Origin of the sequence: Bradyrhizobium commune (assembly GCF_015624505.1) — a bacterium.
GTDB lineage: Bacteria > Pseudomonadota > Alphaproteobacteria > Rhizobiales > Xanthobacteraceae > Bradyrhizobium > Bradyrhizobium commune.
Genome location: NZ_CP061379.1, coordinates 3,519,055 through 3,532,417, shown reverse-complemented (window position 1 = coordinate 3,532,417; position 13,363 = coordinate 3,519,055). Strand labels below are relative to the sequence as shown.

At 64.1% G+C, this 13,363-nt stretch carries 13 protein-coding genes; all 13 read right to left on the bottom strand.

The features are described from left to right. Nucleotides 1-50: 50 nt before the first annotated feature. Nucleotides 51-1,640, bottom strand: coding sequence for an ABC transporter substrate-binding protein (locus IC761_RS16635; protein WP_195804258.1), 1,590 nt, complete (start codon nt 1,638-1,640; stop codon nt 51-53). Between the two features lie 145 nt (nt 1,641-1,785). Beyond that, a complete protein-coding gene (gene mtnK / locus IC761_RS16630; RefSeq protein WP_195804257.1) occupies nt 1,786-3,078 on the bottom strand; it encodes an S-methyl-5-thioribose kinase in 1,293 nt (430 codons plus the stop codon). Between the two features lie 33 nt (nt 3,079-3,111). Then, complete coding sequence (locus IC761_RS16625; RefSeq protein WP_195804256.1) at nt 3,112-3,459, bottom strand: hypothetical protein; 348 nt, start codon at nt 3,457-3,459, stop codon at nt 3,112-3,114. A gap of 225 nt (nt 3,460-3,684) precedes the next feature. Continuing rightward, complete coding sequence (locus IC761_RS16620; protein WP_195804255.1) at nt 3,685-3,960, bottom strand: DUF1467 family protein; 276 nt, start codon at nt 3,958-3,960, stop codon at nt 3,685-3,687. Between the two features lie 9 nt (nt 3,961-3,969). Next, nucleotides 3,970-4,374: a methylmalonyl-CoA epimerase gene (gene mce, locus IC761_RS16615; protein WP_195804254.1), complete on the bottom strand. Its 405-nt coding sequence runs from the start codon at nt 4,372-4,374 to the stop codon at nt 3,970-3,972. Between the two features lie 11 nt (nt 4,375-4,385). Next, nucleotides 4,386-6,056 carry a ribonuclease J gene (locus IC761_RS16610; RefSeq protein WP_195804253.1) on the bottom strand — a complete coding sequence of 557 codons (1,671 nt, stop codon included), beginning with the start codon at nt 6,054-6,056 and terminating at the stop codon, nt 4,386-4,388. Next, nucleotides 6,056-6,862 (bottom strand): biotin--[acetyl-CoA-carboxylase] ligase, encoded by an 807-nt coding sequence (locus IC761_RS16605; protein ID WP_195804252.1) that lies wholly within the window; start codon nt 6,860-6,862, stop codon nt 6,056-6,058. The genes IC761_RS16610 and IC761_RS16605 overlap by 1 nt, the downstream gene beginning before the upstream one ends. Nucleotide 6,863: 1 nt before the next feature. Further along, entirely contained in the window at nt 6,864-8,300 is a 1,437-nt protein-coding gene (gene nuoN / locus IC761_RS16600; RefSeq protein ID WP_195804251.1) for an NADH-quinone oxidoreductase subunit NuoN, read from the bottom strand. Between the two features lie 22 nt (nt 8,301-8,322). Then, complete coding sequence (locus IC761_RS16595; RefSeq protein WP_195804250.1) at nt 8,323-9,831, bottom strand: NADH-quinone oxidoreductase subunit M; 1,509 nt, start codon at nt 9,829-9,831, stop codon at nt 8,323-8,325. After that, entirely contained in the window at nt 9,832-11,907 is a 2,076-nt protein-coding gene (gene nuoL, locus IC761_RS16590) for an NADH-quinone oxidoreductase subunit L (RefSeq protein ID WP_195804249.1), read from the bottom strand. 8 nt (nt 11,908-11,915) lie between these two features. After that, nucleotides 11,916-12,224: an NADH-quinone oxidoreductase subunit NuoK gene (nuoK, locus tag IC761_RS16585; RefSeq protein WP_008547737.1), complete on the bottom strand. Its 309-nt coding sequence runs from the start codon at nt 12,222-12,224 to the stop codon at nt 11,916-11,918. Next, entirely contained in the window at nt 12,221-12,859 is a 639-nt protein-coding gene (locus IC761_RS16580) for an NADH-quinone oxidoreductase subunit J (protein WP_195804248.1), read from the bottom strand. The genes nuoK and IC761_RS16580 overlap by 4 nt, the downstream gene beginning before the upstream one ends. 9 nt (nt 12,860-12,868) lie before the next feature. Continuing rightward, the gene (nuoI, locus tag IC761_RS16575) at nt 12,869-13,357 is read right to left on the bottom strand and encodes an NADH-quinone oxidoreductase subunit NuoI (protein WP_027529879.1); all 489 of its coding nucleotides are present in this window, start codon (nt 13,355-13,357) and stop codon (nt 12,869-12,871) included. Nucleotides 13,358-13,363: the final 6 nt, after the last annotated feature.

Here is a 13,363-nt window from a genome sequence, read left to right as displayed (position 1 = left end):
CCTCGCTCCCTCCATCGCTCGTCGCGATGGAGGGAGCGCGAGAGCGTGGGTCACTTCGCGGGCGAGGTCTCGGCGACCCAGAGGTCTTCGACGTTCTGGTGGGTCAGCTCCGTGGCGTTCGGCTGAACTCCCTTGAGCCACGGCTGCACGGCCATGACGGCCTTGTTGTAGTTGAAGAACCAGACTGGCGCCTCGTCATAGAGCAGCGCATTGGCCTTTTGCAGCAGCTGGCCGCGCTTTGCGGAATCGTCGGTCTGCCCGGCTTCGTCGATCAGCCTGTCGAAGTCGGCGTTCTTGAAGTCCATGTAGTTGCAGGCTGACCGCGGCGTCGATGAATGGAAGCATTTCAGCGCGGCTTGCGGATCCGGGCCGGTCTGCTGGGAATAGATATAGGCCTGGTAGTCGCCGCTGCGAACCACCTCCGACAGCACCGCGGCCTCGACCTGCTTGACCTTCGCCTTGATGCCCACCTTGTCCAGCATCGGGATGACGGCCGTGACGATCGGCAGGCCCCAGCTTTCATTCTGGCTGGTGGTCCATTCGAATTCGAAGCCGTTTGGATAGCCGGCGTCCGCGAGTAGCTGCTTGGCCTTGGCGGGATCGAAGGCGTAGGGCTTCATGGTCTTGTCGTAGAGCGGCGAGGTCAGCGGCAGCCAGCTGGTCGCCCGATAGGCCTTGCCCTTGACCAGCTTGTTGATGATCAAATCCGTGTCGATCGCATAGTTGATCGCCTGCCGGACGCGCTTGTCGGCAAACGGCTTGAATGAGGTGTTCATCCCCATGTAGCGCGTGAAGACCTCGGCGACTTCCACGATGGTGCCCTTGAGGTCGGGGTCGGCCTGATAGGCGACATACTGCGCCGGCCCGAGCACGGAGGTATCGATCTCCTTGTTGCGGAAGGCGACGTCGCGCGCCGCGGCCTCGCCCATGACCGACACGATCAGCTTGTCGGCATAGGGCTTGCCGGGCTTGTAGAACTTGTCCCACCGCTCCAGAACGATGCGGGAGCCCGGCACGTGCTCGACGAACTTGAAGGGGCCAAGACCGATCGGATGCTGGATGAAGCCCTCCTTGGCGGCCTCGTCGGCGGGATAGATCGAGGTCAGCGCGGTGAAGAAGTAGAAGCCCGGATCGACCTTCTCGGTCAGCTTCATCTCGATGGTGAAGTCGTCGATCTTCTTCAGGCCGGAGATCTCCTTGGCCTGGCCCTTCTCGACCGCCGCCGCGCCCTCGATCACGCGGACGTAACGCGCGCCGGGATAGGCTTTCGCGCCGTCCATGATGCGGTTGTAGGACCAGATGACGTCGTCGGCCGTCATCTTGCGGCCATTGTGGAAATAGGCGTCGTCTCGCAGCTTGAAGGTGTAGACGAGACCGCCGCCCGAGACGATCACCTCCTTGGCAAGCTCCGGAACCGGCCTTCCTTCCGCGGAATCCCAGATGTAGAGCGACCGGTGCAGGCCCTTGGCATAGATCTCGTCCTGGGCGCGCTGGGTCGTATGAATGTCCAGGCTGGTGAAACTCGAGCCATAGGGCGCCGTCATGCGGATGGTTCCGCCCTTGCGCGGGCTCTCGGCCTCCGCCGAGGTGGCGAGCGCCAGTCCCAAACCAGCAACGATCGCCATCATCCTGAACATCATATGTCCTCCAAAAATACAGGAGCCTTCCGACCGACGAGTTGACCATTCGCAGCCCGTCGAGCGCAAGCTTCTCGTTTTGGCGATCGATGCCGGTTCCGAAGGCGGTCCCTCTGCCCGGCTCCATCGGCTGGCGCGGTTGCGCGCCCTAGCCGGCCGCGAACTCCGGCTGCCAGTCGCGCAATTTCCGTGCAGCGCCGCTGACATCCGCGATGCCCGCAAAAGCCCCCGTATCCACCATCATCGCCCTCGCCAGCCGTACCGCTCGCGCTTCGCCGATCGCGCGCTTTTTCGGGTCCTCGATCAGCTCGAAATCGATGTTGTGAGCGAGGCCGAAGATGCGACGGATGGTTTTTGCGGCGGCGAAGCCGATTGTGTCGGCGAACAGGCGTTGCATGTAGGCCTGCCGCTCGGCCTCCAGCCGCGTGGCGCCCTTTTCACCCGCGAAGAGCAAGGCCGGATAGGCGTCGCCGACCGCTCCGGCCCGCCAGAGGTCGAGGAATTTCCGAGCGAACTCGGTCCAGACCTTTTCGACGGTCTCCAGCACCCAAGCCTCGAAGGCGCGCCGTTCGCCCGGCGAGCGCTCGTGGCCGGCGGATGCAAAATAGGCCATCAGGAGATTGGCGATGACGGCGCCGGTGTCGAACCCCATTGGGCCGTAGAACGCGAATTCGGGATCGATCACGCGCATCTCGCGCTCCGTCACCATGATCGAGCCGGTGTGGAGGTCACCATGGAGCAGCGCTTCCGGGCTTGCCATGAACTTCAGCTTCAGCCGGGAGATCGCGACATGCAGCTCCATGTCGTCGCGCAAGGCTCCGGCGAGGCCATCGAGATAAGGCGCGGTCCAGCGGTTCTGCTCGGCGATGCGGTAGGGATCGGTGAAGATCAGATCCTCGGTGATCTTGCACAGCGCGTGGTTGCCGGCGAAGGCCGCGATGCCCTCTTTCTTCTCGGCGGCGGAGAGCGCGAGGTCGGATGTGAAAAACAGCGTCTGCGCCATGAAAGTGGTGATGTCGTCGACGAAGCGCGGATAGTGCGTGCCTGCCACCAGCCCCTTGCGCATGATGATGTGGGGCTCGAGCAGCTCCATCACGGTCAGCGCCAGCCTCTCGTTGTGATGCAGCAACGCCGGGACGAGACCCGGTGCGAGCTCGCCCTGTCGGGACAAGGCCAAGAATTCGTAATGGGCGCGCGATAGCGGCAGCGGCCAGCTTTCGCCGACCAGGCGGACGTAAGGCAGCGCCTGCTTCACGGCGACGCCGCCGCGGTCGCCCTTGACGATGAAGACGAGGTTGAGATTGCCGTCGCCGACCTCGGTGACCGACCAGGACACCGGCTCGGCGCCGAGCAGTGCCGCGAGGTCCGGAACGCCTGCGAGATAATCCCGCAAGGCGGCCTCATGCAGAATCCGATAATCCCCCGCCCGGTCCCCGGTCATGGCGATCCCATCCCATTTGCTTGGGCCGGATCGTTACTCCCGCTCCAGGAAGCTCGAGCCGATCTCGGCCTTTCTTTTGATCGGATCGTAATCGCAATAGACGCTGTCCGCCACCAGCGTGTAGCTGGCGCTGACCGTGTATTTGTCCAGCTTGACCGAGTTCAGCCCGATCACCGAGGTGCTCTTGCCGCCATTCCATTTGAACGGCGTCGAGCTCTTGGCCTGCTCGCAGGCCATCACGGCCTCGTTGAAGACATAGCCCTCGACGAAGGCCTTCAGCGTTCGCACCTGCACGGCCATCCTCCACTCGAAGTAGCCGACGGCGCCAAGACCGGCGACGATCAGCACCAGAAGCGCGACGACGATCCTCTGAAAAGTCATTTGGTCCCCCAACAGCGACGCAACTACGAAATTCCAATCGAGACGAAGTACGGTCTATCGGTATCACACCTCTCCCCAGCGGGGAGAGGTCGGATTGCGCCTGGCAATGCGTAGCATCGTCCAGTGCAATCCGGGTGAGGGGCCGCAGCACGCGGTGAGACCGTAACCCCTCACCCGGATCGCGTCTTCGAAGCGATCCGACCTCTCCCTTCGGGAGAGGTGAAACTAGAACGGCATTCCCATCAGTTTCGACAGCCGTTCGATCGAGAGGTAGCCGGCGTGATAGGCGGCCATGCCGGCGGCAAAGATGATCGCCGAGATGATCGTGGTCCAGATCAGCTTGCGCTTCATGCCGGTCAGGATCGGTGCGCCGGGGTCGGTGCCGGGCGCGCCGGCGCCATCCTCATGCTGGCTGCGTATGCCAAAGGGCAGCGTCAGGAACAACGCGATCCACCAGATGACGAAGTAGATCGCAAGCCCGGTCGAGATTTGATAGGCCATGGGGCGGCCTTATGCCTGCTCGATTTCGACGAGGGCGCCGGAAAAATCCTTCGGGTGCAGGAACAGCACCGGCTTGCCGTGGGCGCCGATCTTCGGCACGCCGTCGCCGAGCACCCGCGCCCCCTCCTTCACCAGCGTGTCGCGCGAGGCGATGATGTCGACAACCTCGTAGCAGACATGGTGGATGCCGCCGTCGGGATTACGATCGATGAATTTTGCGATTGGGGAGGCTTCGCCCAGCGGCTCGATGAACTCGATCTTGGTGTTGGGCAGCGTCGCGAACACGGTGGTGACGCCATGCTCGGGCAGCGGGACGGCGTCCGAGATCTCTGCGCCAAACGCGGCGCCGTAGATTTTTGCAGCCTTGACGGCGTCCTTGGTCGCGATCGCGACATGGTTGAGCCGGCCCAGCATATGCTTCTCCCTTAGACTGTCAGGACGTGTACCAGACAGGGGGGCTTTTTGCCCCAATGTTCGTTGATCACCGCCCGGACGGCGCGCCGCACCGATTCACCGAGCGCATCCGGATCGCGGCGGCGCGCACGCGGCAGGCCCTCGATGGTGGACATCACGGCATCGAAGACGATGTCGTCGAACGGCTCGCCGGCCCGGTTCTTCTCGGGGATGCCGACGAGATCGACCTCGGGATCGTCGGCAAGCTCGCCCTGCGCGGTCATGGCGATGGCGACGAAGGCGCAGCCGGAGAACGCCATGCGGCGACGTTCCACCACGGCACGCGATTTGGCGTCCTCGAGGATGGTGCCGTCCTTGTAGAGCCGGCCCGAGGGCACCTCGCCGATGATGCCGGGATCGCCGGGACCGAGCTTGACCAGGTCGCCGTTGCGGACCACCAGCACCCGCGGCACGCCGGCGGCGCGGGCGAGCTTTGCGTGCTCGTGCAGATGCAGGGCCTCGCCATGGACGGGGATCAGGAGCTGCGGCCTGGTCCAGGCGATCATGTCGCGCAGCTCGTCGCGGCGCGGGTGGCCGGAGACGTGGACCAGATGGGTGCGGTCGGTGATGACCTCGACGCCCTGCAGGATCAGATTGTTGATGATCGCACCGACCGCCTTCTCGTTGCCGGGAATGGTGCGCGAGGAGAAGATCACGCTGTCGCCGCGGTTGAGCGTGATCTCGGGATGATCGTCATTGGCGATCCGCGCCAGCGCGGCGCGGGCTTCGCCCTGGCTGCCGGTGCAGAGCGCCAGCACCTTGTCCTGCGGCAGGTGGCCGTAGACCTCGGGCGAGCGGAAATTCTGCACGCCGTCGAGATAGCCGGTCTCGCGCGCGACCTGCACCACGCGCTCCATGGCGCGCCCGACGACGACGACCTCGCGATCGGCGGCCTTCGCGGCGTCGGCGACCGCCTTGATGCGGGCGACGTTGGAGGCAAAGGTCGTGACCGCGACGCGGCCCTTGGCCGATTTGACGAGGTCGATGATGGTCCGGGCGACCTCGGTTTCCGAGGGCGAGCGGCCGTCGCGGACCGCATTGGTGGAATCGCCGATCAGGGCGAGCACGCCCTCCTCGCCCAATTCGCGCAGCCGCTTCTCATCGGTCGGACGGCCGATATTCGGGGTCGGGTCGATCTTCCAGTCGCCGGTGTGCAGCACGGTGCCGGCTTCGGTGTGGATCGCCAGCGCATGCGATTCCGGAATCGAATGCGCAACCGGGATGAACTCGACGTTGAACGGGCCGATGTCGACCCGTCCGCCCGACGGGATCACGGTGACGGGGATGTTCGGCGCGTTGCGCTCGGCGGCGCATTTGGCCTCGAACAGCGCCGCGCTGAATTTGGTCGCGTAGATCGGGCATTGCAGCTTCGGCCAGAGATCGATGATCGCGCCGAAATGGTCCTCATGGGCGTGCGTGAGCACCAGCCCCATCAGGTTCTTGCGCTCCTTCTCCAGGAAGCCGATGTCGGGCATGATCAAATCGATGCCCGGCAGATGCTCCTCGTCGCCGAAGGAGACGCCGAGATCGACTGCCAACCAGGAACGCTGGTGGCGGTTGCCGAGGCCGTAGATCGACAAATTCATGCCGATCTCGCCGACACCGCCGAGCGGCGCAAACACCAGTTCGTCGGGCCTCGCCATCACGCCGCTCCCACCGAGCGCACCGGACCGAAGAACACTTCGCCCGCGGCCACTGGCACCCGCCGCCCCTCCGCGGTCCGGACGATCAGGCAGCCGGTGTCGTCGATGGTGTCGAAAATGCCTTCCAGCGTCGTCGTCCCCGTGTGGATCGCCACCCGCTCGCCGAGACCGGCGGCGCGCGCCAGCCACAGTTTACGGATCTCGGCGAAGCCGTTTCCATTGTCCCAGATGCCACGGAATTCGACCCAGGCGTCGGACAGGGCCGAAAACAGCTCGTCGGCGCTGATCTGGACGCCCAGGGCTGCGAGCGACACCGCGGGCGTTGGCGTGCCCTCTGGCGCCGCAACCACGTTGGTGCCGATACCGACCACCACGGCGAGGCCATCGTCGACAGCCTCCGCCTCGAGACCGATGCCGACGAGCTTCTTGCCGCCGGCCAGCACGTCGTTCGGCCATTTCAGGGCGTAGCGGGGACGGTCGGGGCCAAGGCGCAGCGCGGCCTCGAGGCTGACCTTCTCCAGCGCGGCCTCCTCCGCGAGTCCGGCGGCAAAGCCGATCGTGGCGGCGACCGCGGGAGCAACGTCCATGACTTCGAGGACGCTGGCCGCCAGATTACCGCGCGGCGCGATCCAGGGACGCTGGCGCCGGCCGCGGCCGGCGGTCTGCTCGGAGGTCACGAACCAGATCGGGCCGCGTTCGCCGGCGCGCGCCGCTTCGATCGCGTCGGTGTTGGTCGAGCCGGTCCGCTCCAACGCTGCGAGCCTGTAGCCCGCCGAGAGTGCACGAGGACCGAGCGTGAAGGCCATCCTAGAACAGCGACTTTGCCGCGGCCGAGGCGACACTCACCACGGGGCCCGCGAACAGCGCGAACAGGATGTTGAACACACCCGCGACCGCCATCACCGTCTTCACCTCGATGCGGACCGGATCGACCTGGCCGGCCGGCTCGTCGAAATACATTGTCTTGACGATCGAGAGGTAATAATAGGCGCCCACCACGCTGGTCAGCACGCCGATGACGGCGAGCGCGAACAGATTGGCCTTGATGGCGGCGACGAAGACGTACCATTTGCCGAAGAAGCCGGCGAGCGGCGGAACGCCGGCGAGCGAGAACAGCAGCATCGCGAACATGAAGGCGAGCAGCGGATTGGTCCGCGACAGGCCGGCGAAGTCGCTGATCTTTTCCACCGCCTGGCCGTTGCGCTTCATGGCGAGGATGATCGAGAACGAGCCGAGCGTCATCGCGACATAGATCACGATATACATCAGCACGCCCTGCGCGCCCTCCAGCGTGCCGGAGGCCAGGCCGACCAGCGCAAAGCCCATATGGCCGATCGAGGAATAGGCCATCAGGCGCTTGATGTTGGTCTGGCCGATCGCAGCGAACGAACCCAGCGCCATCGACGCAATCGCCACGAACACCAGGATCTGCTGCCATTGCGAGACGATGCCCGGGAATGCGGTCAGCGTGACGCGGGTGAACACCGCGAGTGCGGCGACCTTCGGCGCAGAGGCGAAGAAGGCGGTCACCGGCGTCGGCGCGCCCTCATAGACGTCGGGCGTCCACATGTGGAACGGCACGGCCGAAACCTTGAAGCAGAGGCCGGCGAGCAGGAAGACCAGGCCGAACACGAGGCCGATATTCGAAGCCGTCGCGGCCGTGGCGATGCCGGCGAAGCTGACGGTGCCGGTGAAGCCGTAGATCAGCGAGGCGCCGTAGAGCAGCATGCCCGAGGACAGCGCGCCGAGCACAAAATATTTCAGGCCGGCTTCGGTCGACTTGGCGTTGTCGCGGTTCGAAGCCGCAACGACGTAGAGTGCGAGCGACATCAGCTCGAGGCCGAGATAGAGCGAGATCAGGTCGCCGGCCGAGATCAACACCATCATACCGAGCGTCGAGAGCAGCACCAGGATGGCGTATTCGAAAATGCGGCGCGACGGATCGGACAGGAACTCGGTCGACAGCACCAGCGTCACCGCAGAGCCGATCAGGGCCAGGATCTTCATGAACCGGGCAAAGTCGTCGACGATGAAGCTGCCGCCGAAGGTCACGGTCTTGCCGCCGGGCTGGAGATATTCGAGCACGCCGACCACGACCAAGAGCAGGACCGCCAGCGTCGTGACCGCGCTGGTCGTCCCCTGCCCGCGATAGGCGCCCAGCATCAGAAGCGCCATGGCGCCGATCGCGAGCACGAGCTCGGGCAGCACCGGCGCCAGTTGATAACCTGCAGTCTCAAAGCTCATGGCGATATCCTGACCTGCCCGATCACTGGAGCAGTGCGGCGGCCTTCACGGCCGTCACAGCGGTGTTGTAGTTATTGACGAGTTGCTGGACCGAGGCGGCCGACATGTCGAGCACCGGCTTCGGCCAGACGCCGAACAGGATCGTCAGCGCGATCATCGGGAACAGCGTCACACATTCGCGCAAGGTGAGATCCTTCATGCTCATCAGCGACGGCTTGACCAGCGCCCCGAACACCACCTTGCGGTAGAGCCACAGCGCGTAGCACGCCGACAGGATCACGCCCGTCGTGGCGAAGAACGCGGTCGGGATCGAGACCTTGAAGGTGCCGAGCAGCGTCATGAACTCACCGACGAAGCCGCTCGTCCCGGGCAGACCGACATTGGCCATGGTGAAGACCATGAAGGTCAGCGCGTAGAGCGGCATCCGGTTGACGAGGCCGCCATAGGCCGCGATCTCGCGGGTGTGCATGCGGTCGTAGACGACGCCGACGCAGAGGAACAGCGCGCCGGAGACGATGCCGTGCGAGATCATCTGGAACATGCCGCCGGCGACGCCCTGCATGGTGCCGGCGAAGATGCCCATGGTAACGAAGCCCATATGCGCCACAGACGAGTACGCGATCAGCTTCTTCATGTCCTCCTGCATCAGCGCCACCAGCGAGGTGTAGATGATGGCGATGACCGAGAGCGTGAAGATCAGCGGCGCGAAGTCGTGCGAGGCCAGCGGGAACATCGGCAGCGAGAAGCGCAGGAAGCCGTAGCCGCCCATCTTCAGCAGGATCGCCGCCAGCACCACCGAGCCCGCGGTCGGTGCTTCCACGTGCGCATCGGGCAGCCAGGTGTGCACCGGCCACATCGGCATCTTCACCGCGAAGGATGCGAAGAAGGCGAGCCAGGCCCAGGTCTGCAACGACCGCGGCACGGCGGTGTGCATCAGGATCGGGATGTCGGTGGTGCCGCCGTTCCAGTACAGCGCCATGATGGCGAGCAGCATTAGCACCGAGCCGAGGAAGGTGTAGAGGAAGAACTTGAACGACGCGTAGACCCGGCGAGGACCGCCCCAGATGCCGATGATCAGGAACATCGGGATCAGGCCGCCTTCGAAGAACAGATAGAACAGCATGAGATCGAGCGCCGAGAAGGTGCCGATCATCAGCGTTTCCAGGATCAGGAACGCCATCATGTATTCGCGAACGCGGTTGGTGATCGCCTTCCAGCTCGCGATGATGCAGAACGGCATCACAGCGGTGGTGAGGATCACGAGCGGCAGCGAGATGCCGTCAACGCCCATGTGGTAGGTGATGCCGGTGGCGAGCCAGTTCGCCTTCTCGACGAACTGGAAGTCCGGGTTCGACGGATCGAAGCGCACAACCAGGATCGTCGACACCGCAAAGGTGATCAGCGTGGTCCAGAGCGCGATCCACCGCGAATTGCGCCGGGCGGCCTCGTCATCACCGCGGCTGAGATAGACGATCAGCGCGCCGACCAGCGGCAGGAACGTCGTGACCGAAAGGATTGGCCAGGTTGTCATTTACTGGCCTCCAAAGCCGAACATGAACCAGGTGATCAGGCCGGCGGCGCCGATCAGCATGGCGAACGCGTAGTGGTAGAGATAGCCGGTCTGGATCTTCACGACGTTGCGGGTGACGTCCAACACGCGCGCCGAGACGCCGTCGGGACCGAAACCGTCGATGATGAAGCCGTCGCCCTTCTTCCAGAGCTGGTAGCCGATCCACTTCGCCGGGCGGACGAAGATGAGATCGTAGAGCTCGTCGAAGTACCATTTGTTGAGCAGGAACTGGTACAGCATCGGCTGGGTGTTCGCGAGCTCGACCGGCAGATACGGCCGGCGGATGTAGAACAAATACGAGACGAGGAAGCCCAGCACCATCATCACCGTCGGCAGGAAGGCGATGGTCTCGGGGATCTGGTGCATCTCCTCGATGATGTGCGGGTTCATCTTCACGGACTCGCGGAAGAACTCCTCGACGCCGTGGCCGGCGAACAGCTCCTTGAACGGAAGCCCTGCGACGATCGAACCGACCGCGAGAACGCCGATCGGGATCAGGATCCAGAGCGGGGCCTCATGCGCGGCCTCGTAATGATGCTCGTCATGCGGCTCGCCATGGAACGTCTTGAAGATCAGGCGCCAGGAATAGAACGAGGTCAGGCCGGCCGCGATCACCGTCATCAGGAAGCCATACACAGCAAACGGATTGTGCGAGGCGTAGGCGGACTCGATGATCGCGTCCTTGGAGAAGTAGCCGGCGGTGAGCGGGAAGCCGGTAAGCGCCAGCGTGCCGACCACCATCACCGCATAGGTGTAGGGGATCTTGCGCCAGAGGCCGCCCATGTTGCGGATGTCCTGCTCGTGGTGCATCGCGTAGATCACCGAGCCGCTCCCTAAGAAAAGCAGCGCCTTGAAGAAGGCGTGCGTGAACAAATGGAACATGCCGACCGAATAGGCCCCCGCCCCCATCGCCACGAACATGTAGCCGAGCTGCGAACAGGTCGAGTAGGCGACGATGCGCTTGATGTCGTTCTGGACCAGGCCGATGGTCGCCGCGAAGAACGCGGTGGTCGCGCCGAAGAACATCACGACGGCCTGCGCGTTCGGGGCAAGCTCGAACAGCGGCGACAGGCGCGCCACCATGAACACGCCGGCGGTGACCATGGTCGCGGCGTGGATCAGCGCCGACACAGGTGTCGGGCCCTCCATCGCGTCCGGCAACCAGGTGTGCAGCAGGAACTGCGCCGACTTGCCCATCGCGCCCATGAACAGCAGCAGGCAGGTGAGCGTCAGGGCATCGGCATGCCAGCCGAGGAAATCGATGGTCTTGCCGGTGAGGCCGGGAGCGGCATGGAAGATGGTCTCGAAATCGGTCGAGCTGGTCAGGTAGAAGATCGCGAAGATGCCGAGCGCAAAACCAAAGTCGCCGACGCGATTGACCACGAAGGCCTTGATGGCGGCGGCGTTCGCTGACGGCTTCTGATACCAGAAGCCGATCAGCAGGTAGCTGGCCAGACCCACGCCTTCCCACCCGAAGAACAGCTGCACGAGGTTATCAGCGGTCACCAGCATCAGCATGGCGAAGGTGAACAGCGAGAGATAGCCGAAGAAGCGCGGACGGTACGGATCCTCGTCCATGTAGCCGATGGAATAGAGGTGCACGAGCGAGGACACGGTGGTCACCACCACCAGCATCACGGCGGTCAGCGTGTCGACCCGCAGCGACCACCAGACCTGCAATTCGCCGGAGAAGATCCAGGGCAAGAGCTGGATCCGGGCGTCATGGTGCATGAAGCCGACATCGACCAGCGTCATCCAGGACAGCGCCGCCGCGACGAACAGCAGCCCCGTGGTGATCAGCTCGGCCGCGCGCGAGCCCGCGGCCGGCGGCTCGGCCGGACCGTGATCGTCATGCGCATGATCGTCATGACTATGGTCGTCATGGGCGGCCGACGCATGCGCGTCGCCATGGCCATGCCCGTCGTCGTGATGCTCGACCTCGTCGCCTGAGGGGTTGCGGGCATGCGCGCCGAATAGCGCGATCAGGCCGGCGAGGATGGCGCCGAGCAGCGGCAGGAAAACGATTGCCTGAACCATTTGAGAGCTCAGCCCTTCATCAGATTGACGTCCTCAACCGCGATCGAGCCGCGGTTGCGGAAATAGACCACCAGGATGGCGAGACCGATCGCGGCTTCTGCGGCCGCAACGGTCAAGACCAGCAGCGCGAAGACCTGGCCGACGATATCGCCGAGGAAGGTCGAGAACGCGACCAGGTTGATGTTGACCGAGAGCAGGATCAGCTCGATCGACATCAGGATGACGATGATGTTCTTGCGGTTCAGGAAGATGCCGAGGATCCCGAGCGTGAACAGGATCGCGCCGACCGCCAGATAATGTCCGAGCCCGATCGTCATTTCACCCACTCCGCCGCATCGGCGTCCGAAAGCCCCTGCCCCGGCGCCACCTTGCGCATCGCCATCGCCATCTCCGGCGTGCGCGCGTTCTGAACGTTGATGTCCTGCCGCTTCACGTTCGCCTTGTGGCGCAAGGTCAGCACGATGGCGCCGATCATGGCGACGAGAAGCACCATGCCCGCGAGCTGGAAGTAGTGGATGTACTTCGTGTAGAGCACGAGCCCGAGCGCCTCGGTGTTCGAGACGTTGGTCGGGATCGCCGCCGTGATCGTCTTGGAGACGCCGGGGTTGATGACCCAGAAGCCGACAGTGAGCAGCAGCTCGAACAGGAAGATGCCGCCGATCACGAGACCGACCGGCAGATACTCGATGAAGCCTTCGCGCAGCTCGAGGAAGTCGACGTCGAGCATCATGATCACGAACAGGAACAGCACCGCGACCGCGCCGACATAGACGACGATCAGGATCATCGCCAAGAATTCGGCGCCCATCAGCACGAACAGGCCGGAGGCGTTGACGAAGGCCAGGATCAGGTACAGCACGGAGTGCACGGGATTGCGCGAGACAATCACCATCACCGCCGAGGCGACGCAGACGCCGGCGAACAGATAGAAGAACAGCGCGGGAAGGATCATGCTCTCATCTCACCGGTACGGCGCGTCGAGCTCGATCGCCTTCGCGATCTCGCGTTCCCAGCGGTCGCCGTTGGCGAGCAGCTTGGCCTTGTCATAGAACAGTTCCTCGCGGGTCTCGGTCGCGAACTCGAAGTTCGGACCTTCGACGATGGCGTCGACCGGGCAGGCCTCCTGGCAGAGGCCGCAATAGATGCACTTCACCATGTCGATGTCGTAGCGCACGGTGCGGCGGGTGCCGTCGTTGCGGCGCGGACCGGCCTCGATGGTGATGGCCTGCGCCGGGCAGATCGCCTCGCACAGCTTGCAGGCGATGCAGCGTTCTTCGCCGTTCGGATAGCGGCGCAGCGCATGCTCGCCGCGGAAGCGCGGCGAGATCGGCCCCTTCTCGAACGGATAGTTCAGCGTCGGCTTCGGCTGGAAGAAATAGCGCATGGCGAGGAAGAATGCCGAGACGAATTCCGACAGCAGCAGCGAGCGTGCAGTGGCGTTGATGTTGATACCCAT

Excerpts from the sequence above, each read along its gene's own strand:
- IC761_RS16635 (WP_195804258.1), bottom strand. The coding sequence starts at position 1,640 with ATGATGTTCAGGATGATGGCGATCGTTGCTGGTTTGGGACTGGCGCTC.
- mtnK (WP_195804257.1), bottom strand. The coding sequence starts at position 3,078 with ATGACCGGGGACCGGGCGGGGGATTATCGGATTCTGCATGAGGCCGCC.
- IC761_RS16625 (WP_195804256.1), bottom strand. The coding sequence starts at position 3,459 with ATGACTTTTCAGAGGATCGTCGTCGCGCTTCTGGTGCTGATCGTCGCC.
- IC761_RS16620 (WP_195804255.1), bottom strand. The coding sequence starts at position 3,960 with ATGGCCTATCAAATCTCGACCGGGCTTGCGATCTACTTCGTCATCTGG.
- mce (WP_195804254.1), bottom strand. The coding sequence starts at position 4,374 with ATGCTGGGCCGGCTCAACCATGTCGCGATCGCGACCAAGGACGCCGTC.
- IC761_RS16610 (WP_195804253.1), bottom strand. The coding sequence starts at position 6,056 with ATGGCGAGGCCCGACGAACTGGTGTTTGCGCCGCTCGGCGGTGTCGGC.
- IC761_RS16605 (WP_195804252.1), bottom strand. The coding sequence starts at position 6,862 with ATGGCCTTCACGCTCGGTCCTCGTGCACTCTCGGCGGGCTACAGGCTC.
- nuoN (WP_195804251.1), bottom strand. The coding sequence starts at position 8,300 with ATGAGCTTTGAGACTGCAGGTTATCAACTGGCGCCGGTGCTGCCCGAG.
- IC761_RS16595 (WP_195804250.1), bottom strand. The coding sequence starts at position 9,831 with ATGACAACCTGGCCAATCCTTTCGGTCACGACGTTCCTGCCGCTGGTC.
- nuoL (WP_195804249.1), bottom strand. The coding sequence starts at position 11,907 with ATGGTTCAGGCAATCGTTTTCCTGCCGCTGCTCGGCGCCATCCTCGCC.
- nuoK (WP_008547737.1), bottom strand. The coding sequence starts at position 12,224 with ATGACGATCGGGCTCGGACATTATCTGGCGGTCGGCGCGATCCTGTTC.
- IC761_RS16580 (WP_195804248.1), bottom strand. The coding sequence starts at position 12,859 with ATGATCCTTCCCGCGCTGTTCTTCTATCTGTTCGCCGGCGTCTGCGTC.